The 15649-nt window shown below is 45.9% G+C and carries 26 protein-coding genes and 1 pseudogene; 2 read left to right on the forward strand and 25 right to left on the reverse strand.

Features of this window, described 5'->3' with window-relative positions; all coding sequences use genetic code 11:
- Positions 1-8 precede the first annotated feature (8 nt).
- The 25 genes from rpsM to rpmE all read right to left on the reverse strand — a co-directional run bounded on the left by rpsM (position 9) and on the right by rpmE (position 11865).
- On the reverse strand, positions 9-365 hold the full coding sequence (gene rpsM, locus ITG12_RS09645) for a 30S ribosomal protein S13 (protein WP_038864904.1): 357 nt from the start codon (positions 363-365) through the stop codon (positions 9-11).
- 149 nt (positions 366-514) lie between these two features.
- Entirely contained in the window at positions 515-628 is a 114-nt protein-coding gene (gene rpmJ, locus ITG12_RS09650) for a 50S ribosomal protein L36 (protein ID WP_000868186.1), read from the reverse strand.
- Between the two features lie 39 nt (positions 629-667).
- A complete protein-coding gene (secY, locus tag ITG12_RS09655; RefSeq protein WP_005435093.1) occupies positions 668-2002 on the reverse strand; it encodes a preprotein translocase subunit SecY in 1335 nt (444 codons plus the stop codon).
- Between the two features lie 20 nt (positions 2003-2022).
- A complete protein-coding gene (gene rplO, locus ITG12_RS09660; RefSeq protein ID WP_038864902.1) occupies positions 2023-2457 on the reverse strand; it encodes a 50S ribosomal protein L15 in 435 nt (144 codons plus the stop codon).
- A gap of 6 nt (positions 2458-2463) precedes the next feature.
- Positions 2464-2640 carry a 50S ribosomal protein L30 gene (gene rpmD, locus ITG12_RS09665; RefSeq protein WP_000201159.1) on the reverse strand — a complete coding sequence of 59 codons (177 nt, stop codon included), beginning with the start codon at positions 2638-2640 and terminating at the stop codon, positions 2464-2466.
- A gap of 7 nt (positions 2641-2647) precedes the next feature.
- Positions 2648-3151, reverse strand: coding sequence for a 30S ribosomal protein S5 (gene rpsE, locus ITG12_RS09670; RefSeq protein ID WP_005435090.1), 504 nt, complete (start codon positions 3149-3151; stop codon positions 2648-2650).
- A gap of 14 nt (positions 3152-3165) precedes the next feature.
- Entirely contained in the window at positions 3166-3519 is a 354-nt protein-coding gene (gene rplR, locus ITG12_RS09675) for a 50S ribosomal protein L18 (RefSeq protein ID WP_005435088.1), read from the reverse strand.
- Positions 3520-3528: 9 nt separating this feature from the next.
- Entirely contained in the window at positions 3529-4062 is a 534-nt protein-coding gene (rplF, locus tag ITG12_RS09680) for a 50S ribosomal protein L6 (protein WP_038864901.1), read from the reverse strand.
- A gap of 12 nt (positions 4063-4074) precedes the next feature.
- Positions 4075-4467, reverse strand: a complete 393-nt coding sequence (gene rpsH, locus ITG12_RS09685) for a 30S ribosomal protein S8 (protein WP_005450567.1) — start codon at positions 4465-4467, stop codon at positions 4075-4077.
- A 29-nt stretch (positions 4468-4496) separates the two neighbouring features.
- The gene (gene rpsN / locus ITG12_RS09690) at positions 4497-4802 is read right to left on the reverse strand and encodes a 30S ribosomal protein S14 (protein WP_004410442.1); all 306 of its coding nucleotides are present in this window, start codon (positions 4800-4802) and stop codon (positions 4497-4499) included.
- A gap of 17 nt (positions 4803-4819) precedes the next feature.
- On the reverse strand, positions 4820-5359 hold the full coding sequence (rplE, locus tag ITG12_RS09695) for a 50S ribosomal protein L5 (protein ID WP_005528536.1): 540 nt from the start codon (positions 5357-5359) through the stop codon (positions 4820-4822).
- Positions 5360-5382: 23 nt separating this feature from the next.
- Complete coding sequence (rplX, locus tag ITG12_RS09700) at positions 5383-5700, reverse strand: 50S ribosomal protein L24 (RefSeq protein ID WP_005435084.1); 318 nt, start codon at positions 5698-5700, stop codon at positions 5383-5385.
- A gap of 13 nt (positions 5701-5713) precedes the next feature.
- On the reverse strand, positions 5714-6085 hold the full coding sequence (gene rplN / locus ITG12_RS09705) for a 50S ribosomal protein L14 (protein WP_005489425.1): 372 nt from the start codon (positions 6083-6085) through the stop codon (positions 5714-5716).
- 162 nt (positions 6086-6247) lie between these two features.
- Complete coding sequence (gene rpsQ / locus ITG12_RS09710; protein ID WP_038864900.1) at positions 6248-6502, reverse strand: 30S ribosomal protein S17; 255 nt, start codon at positions 6500-6502, stop codon at positions 6248-6250.
- Complete coding sequence (gene rpmC, locus ITG12_RS09715; protein ID WP_004410456.1) at positions 6502-6693, reverse strand: 50S ribosomal protein L29; 192 nt, start codon at positions 6691-6693, stop codon at positions 6502-6504. Before rpmC ends, rpsQ begins: the two co-directional genes overlap by 1 nt.
- The gene (rplP, locus tag ITG12_RS09720; RefSeq protein ID WP_005379577.1) at positions 6693-7103 is read right to left on the reverse strand and encodes a 50S ribosomal protein L16; all 411 of its coding nucleotides are present in this window, start codon (positions 7101-7103) and stop codon (positions 6693-6695) included. The genes rpmC and rplP overlap by 1 nt, the downstream gene beginning before the upstream one ends.
- An 11-nt stretch (positions 7104-7114) precedes the next feature.
- The gene (rpsC, locus tag ITG12_RS09725) at positions 7115-7813 is read right to left on the reverse strand and encodes a 30S ribosomal protein S3 (RefSeq protein WP_038864899.1); all 699 of its coding nucleotides are present in this window, start codon (positions 7811-7813) and stop codon (positions 7115-7117) included.
- Positions 7814-7831: 18 nt separating this feature from the next.
- The gene (rplV, locus tag ITG12_RS09730) at positions 7832-8164 is read right to left on the reverse strand and encodes a 50S ribosomal protein L22 (RefSeq protein WP_005528535.1); all 333 of its coding nucleotides are present in this window, start codon (positions 8162-8164) and stop codon (positions 7832-7834) included.
- A gap of 10 nt (positions 8165-8174) precedes the next feature.
- Positions 8175-8453, reverse strand: a complete 279-nt coding sequence (gene rpsS / locus ITG12_RS09735) for a 30S ribosomal protein S19 (protein WP_005435078.1) — start codon at positions 8451-8453, stop codon at positions 8175-8177.
- Between the two features lie 21 nt (positions 8454-8474).
- Positions 8475-9299: a 50S ribosomal protein L2 gene (gene rplB, locus ITG12_RS09740; protein ID WP_005435076.1), complete on the reverse strand. Its 825-nt coding sequence runs from the start codon at positions 9297-9299 to the stop codon at positions 8475-8477.
- A 15-nt stretch (positions 9300-9314) separates the two neighbouring features.
- Positions 9315-9617 carry a 50S ribosomal protein L23 gene (gene rplW / locus ITG12_RS09745; protein ID WP_004398471.1) on the reverse strand — a complete coding sequence of 101 codons (303 nt, stop codon included), beginning with the start codon at positions 9615-9617 and terminating at the stop codon, positions 9315-9317.
- Positions 9614-10216, reverse strand: coding sequence for a 50S ribosomal protein L4 (rplD, locus tag ITG12_RS09750; RefSeq protein ID WP_006878388.1), 603 nt, complete (start codon positions 10214-10216; stop codon positions 9614-9616). Before rplD ends, rplW begins: the two co-directional genes overlap by 4 nt.
- A 17-nt stretch (positions 10217-10233) precedes the next feature.
- A complete protein-coding gene (rplC, locus tag ITG12_RS09755; protein ID WP_005435072.1) occupies positions 10234-10863 on the reverse strand; it encodes a 50S ribosomal protein L3 in 630 nt (209 codons plus the stop codon).
- 14 nt (positions 10864-10877) lie between these two features.
- The gene (rpsJ, locus tag ITG12_RS09760; RefSeq protein WP_004410492.1) at positions 10878-11189 is read right to left on the reverse strand and encodes a 30S ribosomal protein S10; all 312 of its coding nucleotides are present in this window, start codon (positions 11187-11189) and stop codon (positions 10878-10880) included.
- Between the two features lie 457 nt (positions 11190-11646).
- The gene (gene rpmE / locus ITG12_RS09765) at positions 11647-11865 is read right to left on the reverse strand and encodes a 50S ribosomal protein L31 (protein ID WP_010445294.1); all 219 of its coding nucleotides are present in this window, start codon (positions 11863-11865) and stop codon (positions 11647-11649) included.
- 296 nt (positions 11866-12161) lie between these two features.
- On the opposite strand from rpmE, the gene priA reads away from it, so the two are divergent.
- Together priA and cytR are read left to right on the forward strand one after the other, a co-directional pair.
- Positions 12162-14363, forward strand: coding sequence for a primosomal protein N' (gene priA / locus ITG12_RS09770; RefSeq protein ID WP_248872996.1), 2202 nt, complete (start codon positions 12162-12164; stop codon positions 14361-14363).
- A 203-nt stretch (positions 14364-14566) separates the two neighbouring features.
- Positions 14567-15577, forward strand: a pseudogene (gene cytR / locus ITG12_RS09775) (DNA-binding transcriptional regulator CytR); the annotation flags it as partial.
- Positions 15578-15649 lie beyond the last annotated feature (72 nt).

The raw sequence follows: 15649 nt of genomic DNA on the forward strand, positions 1-15649 counted from the left end.
CTTCCCGATTATTTCTTGATCGGCTTACGCGGACCCTTACGGGTGCGAGCGTTGGTTTTAGTACGCTGTCCACGTAGTGGTAGACTGCGACGATGACGAAGACCACGGTAACAGCCAAGGTCCATAAGACGCTTGATGTTCATAGATACTTCACGACGTAGATCACCTTCTACAGTGTACTTAGCTACACCATCACGCAGTTGATCGATCTGATCTTCAGTTAGTTCACTGATCTTAACATCTTCAGCAATACCCACTTCAGCTAGGATAGCTTGAGAGCGAGTTTTACCGATGCCGTAGATCGCTGTTAGAGCGATTACAGCGTGTTTCTGATCAGGAATGTTAATGCCTGCTATACGGGCCATTATTCACTCCTAAGTGGTTCTATAAAAGAATTAGCCGCAGCAAAGCCCGTTATGGATACGCTGCGGGATACTACTTCTTTTGCACGCAAAAGGTAGGCCGAGGAATATACTCGACCTAACCTTCGTTTTCAAGTAAAAATTTCTGCTAATTAGCCTTGGCGCTGTTTGTGCTTTGGCTCACTGCAAATCACGCGAACGACACCGTTACGCTTGATTACTTTACAGTTACGGCAGATTTTTTTAACGGAAGCACGAACTTTCATTGCTAAACTCCGTAATTGAAACTGAGTCTACCGTCGCTATTAACGACCGTAGCCTTTCAGATTCGCTTTCTTCAACACAGAATCATACTGTTGAGACATCAGATGAGTCTGTACCTGTGCCATAAAGTCCATGATAACAACGACTACGATAAGTAGTGATGTACCGCCGAAGTAGAAACGTACGTTCCACGCGACCATCATGAACTCGGGAATCAGACAGATAAAGGTAATGTACAGTGCGCCCGCTAGGGTTAAACGTGTCATTACTTTATCGATGTACTTCGCTGTCTGCTCACCTGGGCGGATACCGGGTACGAATGCACCGGACTTCTTCAAGTTATCCGCTGTTTCACGCGGGTTGAAAACCAACGCCGTGTAAAAGAAACAGAAGAAGATAATCGCTGCTGCATAAAGCATTACATACAGAGGCTGACCTGGGCTAAGAGCCAAAGACACGTCAGTTAACCAACCGAACGCGCTGCTCTCACCGTTCTGACCAAACCACTGAGCCAGTGTTCCTGGGAACAGGATAATGCTTGATGCGAAAATCGCTGGAATAACACCTGCCATATTAATTTTAAGTGGCAGATGCGAGCTCTGTGCAGCAAATACTTTACGACCTTGTTGACGCTTAGCGTAGTTAACGACGATTCGGCGTTGACCACGTTCCATGAAAACAACGAAGTAAATTACTGCGAAAGCTAATACCGCGATTAACAGTAGAAGAAGTACATGCAATTCACCTTGACGCGCTTGCTCGATTGTTTGACCGATTGCAGAAGGCAATCCAGCAACAATACCTGCAAAAATCAGAATGGAAATACCATTACCGATTCCTCGCTCTGTAATTTGTTCACCTAACCACATTAGGAACATGGTACCGGTTACTAAACTTACGGTAGCAATTAGCGTAAACATGGTTTGGTTCATTACAACCAGATTGTCGACCATGTTTGGTAAGCCAGTTGCAATACCAATAGCTTGGAATGTTGCAAGTACAAGCGTGCCGTAGCGTGTATATTGGCTGATCTTACGACGGCCTGCTTCACCCTCTTTCTTGAGTTCCGCTAACGCTGGATGAACTACAGTTAGCAATTGGACAACAATAGATGCCGAAATATACGGCATGATGCCCAATGCTAATATAGATGCACGCTCAAGTGCACCACCGGAGAACATGTTAAACATTTCTACGATGGTACCTTTTTGCTGTTCGAACAAATCGGCAAGTACAGCAGCGTCAATACCAGGAATCGGCACAAATGAGCCGGCTCGGAATACTAAAAGTGCACCAATTACGAATAACAAGCGCGACTTTAGTTCACTTAAGCCGCTCTGAGCACTACGAAAATCTTGTCCTGGTTTCTTAGCCATCTGTACCTCGTTCCTCGAGATTATTCCTCGATTTTACCGCCTGCAGCTTCGATTGCAGCTTTAGCGCCTTTAGTCACGCGTAGACCTTTAACAGTCACAGCTTTGCTTAGGTCACCAGAAAGAACGATCTTAACGAATTCGATGTTCTTAGTGATAACGTTAGCAGCTTTTAGGCTGTTAAGATCAACTACGTCACCTGTTACTTTCGCTAGCTCAGCTAGACGAACTTCAGCAGACACTAGGCTCTTGCGAGAAGTGAAACCGAATTTAGGTAGACGTTGTTTTAGAGGCATTTGACCGCCTTCAAAACCTGGACGAACAGAGCCGCCAGAACGTGACTTTTGACCTTTGTGACCACGGCCACCAGTTTTACCTAGGCCAGAACCGATACCACGACCTACACGCTTCGGAGAAGTTTTCGAGCCAGCAGCCGGTGATAGAGTATTCAAACGCATTTCTGATTACTCCTCAACTTTAACCATGTAGTAAACCTTGTTGATCATACCGCGCACGCACGGAGTATCTTCAAGTTCTACTGTGTGGTTGATTTTACGAAGGCCTAGACCGCGCAAAGTAGCTTTGTGCTTTGGCAGGCGACCAATTGAGCTTTTAGTTTGAGTTACTTTAATAGTTGCCATGGTGTTCTTACTCCGAAATAGCTTCAACAGTTAGACCACGTTTAGCAGCAACCATTTCTGGCGACTTCATGCTACCTAGTGCATCGATCGTTGCACGAACGATGTTGATAGGGTTCGTAGAACCGTATGCTTTAGATAGTACGTTGTGTACACCAGCAACTTCTAGTACTGCACGCATCGCACCACCTGCGATAACACCAGTACCTTCAGCAGCAGGCTGCATGTAAACTTTAGAGCCCGAATGGCGACCTTTCACTGGGTGGTGAAGAGTGCCTTCGTTTAGCGCGATAGTAGTCATGTTACGACGCGCTTTTTCCATTGCTTTTTGAATCGCTGCAGGTACTTCACGAGCTTTGCCGTAACCGAAACCTACACGACCGTTACCGTCACCAACTACTGTTAGTGCAGTGAAGCTCATGATTCGACCGCCTTTAACCGTTTTAGAAACACGGTTAACTGCGATTAATTTTTCTTGCAAATCATTCGCTTGAACTTGTTGTTCTTTAGCCATCTTCCAACCCTACCTTAGAATTTCAGACCAGCTTCGCGAGCAGATTCTGCTAGCGCCGCTACTCGACCGTGGTATTGGAAACCAGAACGATCAAATGCAACTGCAGTTACGCCTTTTTCAAGAGCGCGCTCAGCAACAGCTTTACCTACTGCTTTAGCTGCATCAACGTTACCAGTGTATTTCACTTGCTCACGGATCGCTTTTTCTACAGTAGAAGCTGCTGCGATAACCTCAGAGCCATTAGCCGCGATAACCTGTGCGTACACGTGACGAGGAGTACGGTGTACAACTAGGCGAGTCGCACCCAGTTCTGCAATCTTACGACGTGCGCGTGTAGCACGACGGATGCGAGATGCTTTCTTATCCATAGTGTTACCTTACTTCTTCTTAGCTTCTTTAGTACGCACATTTTCATCTGCGTAACGAACACCTTTACCTTTGTAAGGCTCAGGTTGACGGTAAGAACGAATGTCAGCCGCAACTTGACCAACTAGTTGCTTATCACAACCAGTAATGATGATTTCAGTTTGGCTTGGACATTCAGCTTTAATACCCGCTGGCAACTCGTGCTCAACTGGGTGAGAGAAGCCTAGTGTTAGACCTACAGCGTTGCCTTTAATAGCAGCACGGTAACCAACACCTTTAAGAGTTAGCTTCTTAGTAAAGCCTTCAGTAACACCAACAACCATGTTGTTAACTAGAGCGCGAGCTGTACCAGCTTGTGCCCATGCGTTAGCAAAACCTTCTTTAGGACCGAAAGTTAGGTTGTTTTCTTCCTGAGCAACAACAACTGCATTGTTAACAACGCGTGTTAGTTCGCCCTTCGCACCTTTTACAGTGATTTCTTGGCCGTTTAGTTTCACCTCTACGCCAGCTGGAATAGCGACAGGTGCCTTAGCAACACGAGACATATTCTACTCCTATTAAGCTACGTAGCAGATGATTTCACCACCAAGACCTGCTTTACGTGCAGCGCGGTCTGACATAAGACCCTTGGAAGTTGAAACGATAGCAATACCAAGACCACCCATTACAGAAGGAAGTTGATCTTTCTTCTTGTAAACACGTAGACCTGGACGAGAAACACGTTTAAGTTGCTCGATTACTGGTTTTGCTTGGAAGTACTTAAGTGTAACTTCTAGCTCAGGTTTTGCTTCGCCTTCAACAGCGAAGTCAACGATGTAACCTTCAGCTTTTAGTAGTGCAGCAATTGCAACTTTAAGCTTTGAAGAAGGCATTTTAACAGCAACTTTGTTTGCTGCCTGACCGTTACGAACGCGGGTCAGCATATCCGAAATCGGATCTTGCATGCTCATATGATTTACTCCAAATGATTAAGTGGCAATTACCAGCTAGCCTTACGAAGACCCGGAATCTCGCCTTTCATGCAAGCTTCACGAACCTTAATACGGCTTAGACCGAACTTACGTAGGTAACCGTGTGGACGACCAGTTTGGTTACAACGGTTGCGCTGACGTGATGCACTTGAATCACGTGGAAGAGATTGCAGTGTAAGAACCGCATTCCAACGATCTTCTTCAGATGCGTTTACATCGCTGATGATAGCTTTTAGCGCTGCACGCTTTTCAGCGAACTTAGCTACTAGCTTCGCACGTTTTGCTTCACGTGCTTTCATTGAATTTTTAGCCATAACAGTAACCCTTCACCTTACTTACGGAATGGGAAGTTAAAGGCAGCCAGCAGAGCACGGCCTTCCTCATCAGTACCAGCAGACGTCGTAATAGTGATGTCTAGACCGCGTACTCGATCAACTTTATCAAAGTCGATTTCCGGGAAGATGATTTGCTCGCGAACGCCCATGCTGTAGTTACCGCGACCGTCAAAAGACTTAGCGCTAACACCACGGAAGTCACGTACACGTGGAAGTGCGATAGAGATTAAACGCTCTAAAAATTCCCACATACGTTCGCCACGCAAGGTTACTTTACAACCGATAGGGTAGCCTTCACGGATTTTGAAACCTGCAACAGATTTACGAGCTTTAGTGATAAGTGGCTTTTGACCAGAGATCGTTGCCATATCAGCAGCTGCGTTTTCTAGCAGTTTCTTATCGTTGATTGCTTCACCAACACCCATGTTTAGGGTGATTTTCTCGATTCTAGGGACTTGCATGACGCTTGTGTAGCTAAACTGTTTGGTCAGTTCAGCGACTACAGACGACTTGTAGTAATCATGCAGTTTCGCCATAGTAGAACTCCAAATTACTTCTATTAGTTAGAAACGATTTCGTTGTTAGATTTAAAGAAACGAACTTTCTTACCATCTTCAAAACGGAAACCGATACGGTCAGCTTTACCAGTAGCTGCGTTAAAGATCGCCACGTTAGAAACATCGATAGCTGCTTCTTGCTCTACGATACCGCCTTGGATACCTAGTGCAGGAACAGGTTTCTGGTGTTTCTTAACAAGGTTGATACCTTCAACGATAACTTTACCAGTTGCTAGGACCTTAGTTACTTTACCTTTCTTGCCTTTGTCTTTACCAGCAAGAACGATTACTTCGTCATTACGACGGATTTTAGCTGCCATTTCTACGTGCTCCTTACAGAACTTCTGGAGCCAGTGAAACGATCTTCATGAACTTATCGCCACGAAGTTCGCGTGTCACAGGACCAAAGATACGTGTACCGATTGGTTGCTCAGTAGTGTTATTCAACAGTACGCAAGCATTTCGGTCGAAGCGAATGACAGAACCGTCAGGACGACGTACGCCTTTACGGGTGCGCACTACAACCGCCTTCATAACGTCACCTTTCTTTACTTTACCGCGAGGAATTGCTTCCTTAACAGTAACTTTGATGACGTCACCGATATGTGCATAACGGCGGTGTGAGCCACCCAGAACCTTAATACACATTACGCTGCGTGCGCCTGAGTTATCAGCTGCGTCCAGCATACTTTGCATTTGGATCATGTTAGTGCTCCGCTAAATATTAATAACTAGACCCATCACGGGTCGGGCTGCCTCTTAAAAGAGACGCGGATTGTACCACCCTTTTTTGTGATTGGGTAGTCAAAAAATAAACGGCCCCAAAAATTTTTTGGAGCCGCTTTCCTACCTATAGAATAGTGAAGATTACATCTTCGCCTTTTCTAGGACTTTTACCAATGTCCAAGACTTAGTCTTAGACAGTGGACGACACTCTGCGATTTCAACTTTGTCGCCTAGGCCACAAGTGTTGTTTTCGTCATGTGCGTGTACTTTAGTCGTACGCTTTACGTATTTACCGTAAATTGGGTGTTTCACCATGCGTTCGATAGCAACAACGATAGACTTGTCCATCTTGTCGCTAACTACACGACCTTGTTGAGTACGTTTTACTTCGCTCATTATGCGCCTGCCTTCTCAGTCAAAACAGTTTTCACACGTGCGATATCACGGCGTACAGCTTTCAGAGTATGAGTTTGCTGTAGCTGACCAGTTGCAGCTTGCATGCGCAAGTTGAACTGTTCGCGTAGCAAATTCAATAGCTCAGCGTTAAGCTCTTCAACGCTTTTCTCGCGTAGATCTTGTGCTTTCATCACATCACCTGCTTAGTTACAAATGTAGTTTTGAATGGCAGTTTACGAGCCGCTAGGCGGAACGCTTCACGCGCCAATTCTTCAGGTACACCACCCATTTCGTACATAACCTTACCAGGTTGGATTTGGGCTACCCAGTACTCAACGTTACCTTTACCCTTACCTTGACGAACTTCAAGTGGTTTTTCTGTGATTGGTTTGTCTGGGAACACACGGATCCAGATTTTACCTTGACGCTTAACGTGACGTGTCATTGCACGACGTGCCGCTTCGATTTGACGAGCAGTTAGACGACCACGGCCAACAGCTTTAAGACCGAATTCGCCGAAGCTTACATCAGTACCTTTAGCTAGACCACGGTTACGACCTGTCTGAACCTTACGGAACTTAGTACGTTTAGGTTGTAGCATCTGTCGACTCCTTACTTACGGCCTTTACGCTGCTTCTTAGGCTTATCGCCTTTAGGCTCTACAGCGTTAGCTGCTGGCATACCACCTAGAATCTCACCTTTGAAGATCCAAGTTTTAATGCCGATCACACCGTATTGAGTGTGAGCCGAAGAAGTTGCGTAATCAATGTCTGCACGTAGAGTGTGTAGAGGCACACGACCTTCACGGTACCACTCAGAACGTGCGATTTCAGCGCCGCCTAGACGACCGCTTACTTCCACTTTGATGCCTTTAGCACCTAGACGCATTGCGTTTTGTACCGCGCGCTTCATAGCACGACGGAACATAACACGACGCTCTAGTTGAGACGCGATGCTATCGCCAACAAGTTGTGCATCAAGTTCAGGTTTACGTACTTCAGCGATATTAATTTGCGCTGGTACACCTGCAATTTTTGCTACAGCTGTGCGTAGTTTCTCAACGTCTTCACCTTTCTTACCGATTACAACGCCTGGACGAGCAGTGTGAATAGTCACACGGATGCTCTTAGCAGGACGCTCGATAACGATGCGTGAAAGAGATGCTTTTTGTAGTTCCTTAGTAAGGAACTGACGTACCTTGAAGTCGCCGTCTAGGTTGTCAGCGAAATCTTTGGTGTTAGCAAACCATGTAGCATTCCAAGGCTTAACGATGCCAAGACGAATACCATTAGGATGTACTTTTTGACCCATTGCTTACTCTCCTAGTCTCTAGCGATCTGCTACAACAACAGTGATGTGGCTTGAACGCTTCAAGATACGATCCGCACGACCTTTAGCACGAGGCATAATACGCTTCATGGTTGGGCCTTCATCTACAAAGATTTTTGCGACATTCAGATCGTCAATATCTGCACCTTCGTTGTGCTCCGCGTTAGCGATAGCAGACTCTAGAACCTTCTTAACTAGAACAGCAGCTTTTTTGTTGCTGAAAGTTAGGATTTCTAGAGCTTGGTCAACAGATTTACCACGAATTAGATCCGCAACTAAGCGAGCTTTCTGAGGCGAAATGCGAGCAAAGTTATGTTTAGCAATAGCTTCCATCATTTACTCCTTAACGCTTCTTAGCTTTCTTATCCGCAGCGTGACCGCGGTAAGTACGTGTTGGTGCGAATTCACCCAGTTTGTGACCGATCATTTCTTCAGTTACAAATACTGGTACGTGCTGACGACCATTATGGACAGCGATGGTCAAACCGATCATCGTAGGGATGATCATTGAACGACGGGACCAAGTCTTAATAGGCTTTTTGTCTCCGCTTTCCACCGCTTTCTCTACCTTCTTCAGCAAGTGTAGGTCAATAAAAGGACCTTTCTTGAGAGAACGTGGCATGGCGATTCCTCTTTATATAGATTACTTGTTACGACGACGTACGATGTACTTGTCAGTGCGTTTGTTCTTACGAGTCTTGAAGCCTTTAGTTGGCATACCCCAAGGAGATACTGGATGACGGCCACCAGAAGTACGACCTTCACCACCACCGTGTGGGTGATCAACCGGGTTCATTACTACACCACGTACGGTTGGACGTACGCCGCGCCAGCGTGAAGCACCAGCTTTACCAAGTTCACGTAGCATGTGCTCAGAGTTACCAACTTCACCGATTGTTGCACGGCCTTCAGAAAGAACTTTGCGCATTTCGCCAGAACGTAGACGGATAGTTACGTACGCACCGTCGCGAGCAACGATTTGAGCGTAAGCACCAGCCGAACGAGCTAGCTGACCACCTTTACCAGGTTTTAGTTCAACGTTGTGTACAGTTGAACCTACTGGGATGTTACGCATTGGAAGAGTGTTACCAGCTTTAATCGGTGCATCAACACCAGATTGGATAACATCACCCGCGTTAACACCTTTAGGTGCTAGGATGTAGCGACGCTCACCGTCTTTGTAAAGAACTAGAGCAATGTTTGCGCTACGGTTTGGATCGTATTCTAGACGCTCAACTTTCGCTGGGATGCCATCTTTAGTACGTTTGAAGTCAACTACACGGTAGTGGTGCTTGTGACCACCGCCGATGTGACGTACTGTGATACGACCGTTGTTGTTACGACCACCGTTCTTAGAGTTTTTCTCTAGAAGAGGTGCGTATGGCTTGCCCTTGTGTAGGTCAGCGTTAACAACTTTAACAACGTGACGACGACCAGGGGAAGTCGGCTTACATTTAACAATAGCCATTCTTAACTACTCCTGTTATTCCGCGCCGCCAACAAAGTCAAGATCTTGACCTTCTTTCAAAGTAACGTACGCTTTCTTAACGTCGCTGCGGCGACCTTGGCGTAGACCTTGACGTTTGGTCTTACCCTTAGTGATAAGAGTATTTACAGACTTAACTTCAACTTCAAAAAGCTTTTCTACAGCTGCTTTGATCTCTTTTTTAGTTGCATCTTTAGCTACTTTGAAAACGATAGTGTTCGCTTTCTCAGCTGCCATAGTTGCTTTTTCAGAGATGTGCGGAGCACGTAGAACTTTTAGGATACGCTCTTCAGTGATCATGCTAGCATCTCCTCAACTTGTTTAACTGCGTCAGCAGTCATTACAACTTTGTCGAACGCGATTAGTGAAACTGGATCGATACCAGCAACATCACGTGCGTCAACTTTGTATAGGTTACGAGCCGCTAGGAATAGATTCTCATCTACTTCGCTAGTCACGATTAGAGCGTCAGTTAGCTCAAGCTCTTTAAGCTTAGCAACTAGCTCTTTAGTCTTTGGCGCTTCAACTGAGAAGTTATCAACAACGATTAGACGCTCTTGACGAACTAGCTCAGAAAGAATGCTCTTCATAGCACCGCGGTACATTTTTTTGTTTACTTTTTGGCTGTGATCTTGTGGTTTCGCAGCAAAAGTAACACCACCTGTACGCCAGATTGGGCTACGGATTGTACCAGCACGCGCACGGCCAGTACCTTTTTGACGCCATGGCTTAGCGCCACCGCCAGAAACTTCTGAACGTGTTTTTTGAGCACGAGTACCTTGACGAGCACCTGCTGCAAACGCAACAACTACTTGGTGTACAAGAGCTTCGTTAAACTCACGTCCGAAAGTAGTTTCGGAAACAGTTAGTGCATCAGCACCTTTAACCATTAGTTCCATTACTTACTCCTGAGACGTTATGCTTTAACAGCTGGTTTAACGATCACGTTGCCACCTGTTGAGCCTGGTACTGCACCTTTAATAAGAAGCAGATTGCGCTCAGCGTCAACACGTACGATCTCTAGGTTTTGAGTCGTTACACGCTCAGCACCCATGTGACCTGCCATTTTCTTGCCTTTAAATACGCGACCTGGAGTTTGACATTGGCCAATTGAACCCGGTGCACGGTGAGACAATGAGTTACCGTGAGTCATATCTTGAGTACGGAAGTTCCAACGCTTAACAGCGCCTTGGAAGCCCTTACCTTTAGATGTACCAGTAACGTCTACTTTCTTAGTTTCGTTGAATAGTTCAACTGTTAGCTCAGCGCCAACTGCGAACTCTTCACCGTTTTCCAAACGGAATTCCCAAAGACCGCGACCAGCTTCAACGCCAGCTTTAGCAAAGTGACCTGCTTCAGCTTTGTTTACACGGTTAGCTTTCTTAGAACCAGCAGTTACCTGAATTGCTGCGTAGCCGTCTGTCTCAAGAGTTTTAACTTGAGAAACACGGTTTGCTTCAACTTCAACAACTGTTACTGGGATAGAAACGCCGTCTTCAGTAAATACGCGGGTCATGCCCACTTTACGACCGATTAGACCAATCATTCTTCTAATCTCCCTTAACCTAGGCTAATTTGAACGTCAACGCCCGCAGCAAGGTCTAGACGCATTAGAGCATCAACAGTTTTGTCTGTTGGCTCAACGATGTCGATTAGACGCTTGTGAGTACGAATTTCGTACTGGTCACGTGCTTTCTTGTTAACGTGTGGAGAGATAAGAACTGTGAAACGCTCTTTACGAGTTGGCAGTGGGATTGGACCACGAACCTGTGCGCCAGTGCGCTTAGCTGTTTCAACGATTTCCGCTGTAGAAGCGTCGATTAGTTTGTAATCGAATGCTTTTAGGCGGATACGGATACGTTGGTTCTGCATGAGACAGAGCTCCAATATTAAAAATTACACAAACAATATCGCCACTCAAACTCGTTAAGACGAGAGAATGCCGATTGATTTATGTGAAACCGTAGCGTCCAAGATTAGGACACATTGTCAGTTAATTTTCGATTAACTACCCCTACATACCAGAGTCACGTCTGGGGATAGTTTTTCCGAAGAAAAGATAGCTAATTGTATTAACCGCGAACATAAGCTGAGTCTACATTACCTCGTAAATCCGAAGATTTACTCGCTCCTCATTGCTCATTGGTTCACAACTGGCTTAACCAGTGCGACGCATTATACAGATCACACTTTAGGATGCAAGACATGAGTGAAAAATAATCGAACAAAATTTAACCGCTCGATTTATCCTTCAGTTTTTGCTTTCGCCATAAACAAAAAGGACGCCGTAGCGTCCTTTTTTAAACAGGAATGATAATAGCGCTGGCTATTACTTCTTGCTTGATAGTGCACCGAAACGCTTGTTGAAGCGATCAACACGGCCGCCTGTATCAACGATACGTTGCTTACCAGTGTAGAATGGGTGACACTTGTCACATACGTCTAGGTGGATAGATTCCTTCGCTAGAGTAGATTTGAACTCAAAAGAGTTGCCGCAAGAACAAGTAGCAGTTACTGCTTTGTATTCTGGGTGGATACCAGCTTTCATGGGATAACCTCAATAGTAGGCCGTGTCGCTATACGAGTCTAAGCCGCACACCACACGTAATTAATAATAGAAATGAGTACCGCATCGACCAATTGCCGAAGCCATATCTCAAGGCGCAGTATAGTAATGAATCACTTTGCTGGGATCAACACATTTGGCAACTTTTTCGCCACTTTTTTCACCAGTACGTATGTACTGAAGGCTTTCTGCCGCCTTATTTGAGGTTTACTCGAATTTCGCCGAGGGTTTTAATAGACTATACCCTCTTCTTCCCTCTTTTATATAGTTAAGATTCTATGCGCCCATCCATCGCTAGAGTGGCACTGCCGGTCCCACTCGACAAACAGTTCGATTACGTCATTCCTGGGCATCTCTTTCCGCTCATTGGGGGAAGAGTATCTGTTCCTTTTGGCCGCCAGACCCTTGTTGGTGTAGTCACAGCGATGGTGAACCATTCTGACTTTCCTAAAGAGCAACTTAAGCCAATCAAAGCCGTATTAGATGCTCAACCGCTATGGCCAGAGAATTTATATTCCTTGCTCACATGGTGCAGTTACTTTTATCAATACCCTCTCGGCGATACCTTACACAATGCAATGCCGGCGGCGCTACGTAAAGGGAAGCCAGCGGACTTCGCAACGCTGCAAGAATGGCAGCTCACCGAATCAGGTAAAAATAAATTAATGCAAGGCTTGGGAAGAGCGGTTAAACAGCAGCGCGCATTGCAGATGTTAGTTGATGGCGCAGTTCCGCATCAAGAGTTCATCGACCAAGAAATTCCCTCAACAGTGCTAAAGACCTTGGAAGAAAAGGGCTGGGTTGAGCGCATAGAGAAAAAGCCGACTATCACCAAATGGGGTAATCACGTTGAGCGCGATGTTGAAAAGCCCAAGGTTAATCATGAGCAGGCGCTTGCGATTGCCAGTGTGAATAGCCAAACCGGGTTTGCTTGCTATTTATTAGAAGGGGTAACGGGATCTGGTAAGACTGAAGTTTACCTGAACCTTATCAAACCTGTACTCGAGAAAGGCAAGCAGGCACTCGTTCTCGTACCTGAGATTGGTCTAACACCACAAACCATTAACCGCTTTAAATACCGTTTTAATGTTCCTGTTGATGTGATTCATTCTGGATTGAATGATACCGAACGGCTCAATGCGTGGCTTTCTGCAAGAGACAAAGCCGCCGGCATCATTATTGGAACCCGCTCGGCCCTGCTCACACCTTTTGCCGATCTCGGTATTATTATTGTCGATGAAGAGCACGATGCATCTTACAAGCAACAAGACAGTCTGCGTTACCACGCTCGTGATGTCGCCGTGATGCGCGCCCATAAAGAGCAAGTGCCTATTGTGCTTGGTTCTGCAACCCCTGCTTTGGAAACGCTGCACAACGCACTTACGGGGAAATATCATCATCTGACCCTGACACAACGTGCTGGTTCAGCGGTTCCGACCACGAATAAAGTCCTCGATGTCAAAGGGCTGTATTTGGACAGCGGCTTATCGGCTCCTCTAATTGCTGAAATGCGCAAGCACCTAAAAGCAGGCAACCAAGTGATGTTGTTCTTGAACCGTCGTGGCTTCTCGCCTGCACTCATGTGTCATGAGTGTGGTTGGATTGCGGAATGTAAACGTTGCGATGCGTACTATACCTTCCATCAATACAGTAACGAGATTCGCTGCCATCATTGCGGCTCACAACAACCTGTAATTCATCAATGTCAGGGCTGCGGTTCGACCCAGCTTGTGACGGTTGGCGTGGGAACCGAACAACTTGAGTTGCAACTGGCCGATCTTTTCCCTGAATACAAAGCTATTCGTATAGATAGAGACAGCACACGCCGCAAAGGCAGTTTAGAAGATGCGCTTGAGTCAATTCGCAAAGGCGAATACCAAATTCTGATTGGAACGCAGATGTTGGCGAAAGGTCACCACTTCCCTAACGTCACCCTTGTTGCACTATTAGATGTCGATGGCTCTCTTTATAGTAGTGATTTCCGTGCTTCTGAAAGACTGGCTCAGCTATTTATTCAGGTTGCAGGCCGAGCTGGCCGAGCTAGCAAGCCTGGTGAAGTGATACTTCAAACTCACCACCCCGAGCACAGCTTGTTGCAAGCCCTTCTACATAAAGACTACCGACACTTTGCTATGACGGCATTGGAAGAACGCAAATTAGCTCAACTGCCACCATATAGCTTTTTAACGCTGTTTAAAGCCGAAGCGAACCAAAGTGAAATTGTCGAGGATTTCCTTCGTCAGGTGCGTTTTACTCTTGAATCACATCCGCTATTCGATGATTCCTGCATGGTGCTGGGGCCAACGCCTTCACCACTTGCTAAACGTGCAGGTAAGTATCGCTGGCAGTTACTTTTGCAAACTCAGCATCGCTCATTGATGCAAAAGTTATTAACCAGTGCCAAACCTGCTATTGAGTTGTTGCCAAATGCCAAGAAAGTTCGCTGGAATTTAGACATAGAGCCACAAGATCTCAGCTAGCAAACGTTTAACCATGTAATGAATTGCCTTTTAATGTGAGTAAAATCACAATAGGATTGCAATTTTTGTTAAACAGACCGTAACTTTACCTTTAGAAATGAATAGACTATTCAAATTAGTAAAGTCTAAAGTGGATCAGTCACATAGGCTTCAATTAGAACAATGACAAACGTCACCTTGGCGAATATTTTAAGAGGGTAAAAACTATGGCGACAATGAAGGATGTTGCCCAGCTTGCAGGGGTATCTACTGCGACAGTATCACGAGCATTAATGAATCCAGAAAAAGTCTCTTCTTCAACAAGAAAGAGAGTGGAAGATGCCGTACTAGAAGCTGGTTATTCACCAAATTCATTAGCTCGTAACTTACGAAGAAATGAATCAAAAACCATTGTCACTATCGTTCCGGATATTTGCGATCCGTACTTCTCAGAGATCATTCGCGGTATCGAAGATGCAGCGATGGAACATGGCTATCTGGTTCTGCTTGGCGATAGCGGTCAACAAAAGAAACGTGAGAGCTCATTTGTAAACTTGGTCTTCACCAAACAAGCCGACGGTATGTTGCTGTTGGGTACAGACTTACCCTTTGACGTCAGCAAGCCTGAGCAAAAGAACCTACCACCTATGGTGATGGCCTGTGAATTTGCCCCTGAGCTGGAGTTACCAACTGTTCATATCGATAACCTGACTTCAGCGTTTGAAGCGGTGAACTACCTAACGCAACTTGGTCATAAACGCATCGCGCAAATCTCTGGCCCAGACACTGCGGTACTTTGCCAATTCCGTCAGCAAGGTTATCAACAAGCGTTACGTCGCGCAGGCATCAATAAAGAACCACAATACAGTGTGATTGCAGATTTCTCCTTTGAAGGTGGCGTACAAGCCGTTCGTAAACTGCTTGAATTGCCAGAGCCTCCAACGGCACTCTTCTGTCACTGTGACACCATGGCGATTGGAGCCATTCAAGAAGCAAAGCGTCTTGGTCTGCGTATCCCTCAGGATTTGTCTATTGTCGGCTTTGATGACATTCAGTTCGCGCAATACTGCGATCCACCACTGACCACCATTTCTCAACCTCGTTACGAGATTGGTCGCCAAGCGATGCTGATGATGCTAGAGCTACTTAAAGGCCATGATGTACATGCTGGCTCTCGACTGCTCGACACTAAGCTTGTCGTTCGAGGTAGTGCTGCGCCTCCACCATTACGATAAGCAACGCAAGACTCCCCAAGCGACGCATTTAGCGTCGCTTTTTATTACCCACTTTCCTGCACGTAACTAACA

The organism is Vibrio sp. ED002 (genome assembly GCF_023277445.1).
GTDB classification, from domain to species: domain Bacteria; phylum Pseudomonadota; class Gammaproteobacteria; order Enterobacterales; family Vibrionaceae; genus Vibrio; species Vibrio jasicida.

What these genes read in the sequence shown, in the direction of transcription:
- rpsJ (WP_004410492.1), bottom strand. Translation starts at nt 11,189, where the DNA reads ATGCAGAACCAACGTATCCGTATCCGCCTAAAAGCATTCGATTACAAA.
- rplX (WP_005435084.1), bottom strand. Translation starts at nt 5,700, where the DNA reads ATGGCAGCTAAAATCCGTCGTAATGACGAAGTAATCGTTCTTGCTGGT.
- rpmC (WP_004410456.1), bottom strand. Translation starts at nt 6,693, where the DNA reads ATGAAAGCACAAGATCTACGCGAGAAAAGCGTTGAAGAGCTTAACGCT.
- rpmJ (WP_000868186.1), bottom strand. Translation starts at nt 628, where the DNA reads ATGAAAGTTCGTGCTTCCGTTAAAAAAATCTGCCGTAACTGTAAAGTA.
- rplO (WP_038864902.1), bottom strand. Translation starts at nt 2,457, where the DNA reads ATGCGTTTGAATACTCTATCACCGGCTGCTGGCTCGAAAACTTCTCCG.
- rplR (WP_005435088.1), bottom strand. Translation starts at nt 3,519, where the DNA reads ATGGATAAGAAAGCATCTCGCATCCGTCGTGCTACACGCGCACGTCGT.
- rpmD (WP_000201159.1), bottom strand. Translation starts at nt 2,640, where the DNA reads ATGGCAACTATTAAAGTAACTCAAACTAAAAGCTCAATTGGTCGCCTG.
- rplE (WP_005528536.1), bottom strand. Translation starts at nt 5,359, where the DNA reads ATGGCGAAACTGCATGATTACTACAAGTCGTCTGTAGTCGCTGAACTG.
- rpsQ (WP_038864900.1), bottom strand. Translation starts at nt 6,502, where the DNA reads ATGAGCGAAGTAAAACGTACTCAACAAGGTCGTGTAGTTAGCGACAAG.
- rplC (WP_005435072.1), bottom strand. Translation starts at nt 10,863, where the DNA reads ATGATTGGTCTAATCGGTCGTAAAGTGGGCATGACCCGCGTATTTACT.
- rpsC (WP_038864899.1), bottom strand. Translation starts at nt 7,813, where the DNA reads ATGGGTCAAAAAGTACATCCTAATGGTATTCGTCTTGGCATCGTTAAG.
- rpsE (WP_005435090.1), bottom strand. Translation starts at nt 3,151, where the DNA reads ATGGCTAAAGAACAACAAGTTCAAGCGAATGATTTGCAAGAAAAATTA.
- rpsS (WP_005435078.1), bottom strand. Translation starts at nt 8,453, where the DNA reads ATGCCACGTTCTCTCAAGAAAGGTCCTTTTATTGACCTACACTTGCTG.
- rplF (WP_038864901.1), bottom strand. Translation starts at nt 4,062, where the DNA reads ATGTCTCGTGTTGCTAAGGCACCTGTCGCTATTCCAGCTGGCGTAGAG.
- rplP (WP_005379577.1), bottom strand. Translation starts at nt 7,103, where the DNA reads ATGCTACAACCTAAACGTACTAAGTTCCGTAAGGTTCAGACAGGTCGT.
- rplN (WP_005489425.1), bottom strand. Translation starts at nt 6,085, where the DNA reads ATGATCCAAATGCAAAGTATGCTGGACGCAGCTGATAACTCAGGCGCA.
- rplD (WP_006878388.1), bottom strand. Translation starts at nt 10,216, where the DNA reads ATGGAACTAATGGTTAAAGGTGCTGATGCACTAACTGTTTCCGAAACT.
- rpmE (WP_010445294.1), bottom strand. Translation starts at nt 11,865, where the DNA reads ATGAAAGCTGGTATCCACCCAGAATACAAAGCAGTAACTGCTACTTGT.
- rpsN (WP_004410442.1), bottom strand. Translation starts at nt 4,802, where the DNA reads ATGGCTAAAAATTCAATGAAAGCACGTGAAGCAAAACGTGCGAAGCTA.
- rpsH (WP_005450567.1), bottom strand. Translation starts at nt 4,467, where the DNA reads ATGAGCATGCAAGATCCGATTTCGGATATGCTGACCCGCGTTCGTAAC.
- rplV (WP_005528535.1), bottom strand. Translation starts at nt 8,164, where the DNA reads ATGGAAGCTATTGCTAAACATAACTTTGCTCGCATTTCGCCTCAGAAA.
- secY (WP_005435093.1), bottom strand. Translation starts at nt 2,002, where the DNA reads ATGGCTAAGAAACCAGGACAAGATTTTCGTAGTGCTCAGAGCGGCTTA.
- rpsM (WP_038864904.1), bottom strand. Translation starts at nt 365, where the DNA reads ATGGCCCGTATAGCAGGCATTAACATTCCTGATCAGAAACACGCTGTA.
- priA (WP_248872996.1), top strand. Translation starts at nt 12,162, where the DNA reads ATGCGCCCATCCATCGCTAGAGTGGCACTGCCGGTCCCACTCGACAAA.
- rplW (WP_004398471.1), bottom strand. Translation starts at nt 9,617, where the DNA reads ATGATCACTGAAGAGCGTATCCTAAAAGTTCTACGTGCTCCGCACATC.
- rplB (WP_005435076.1), bottom strand. Translation starts at nt 9,299, where the DNA reads ATGGCTATTGTTAAATGTAAGCCGACTTCCCCTGGTCGTCGTCACGTT.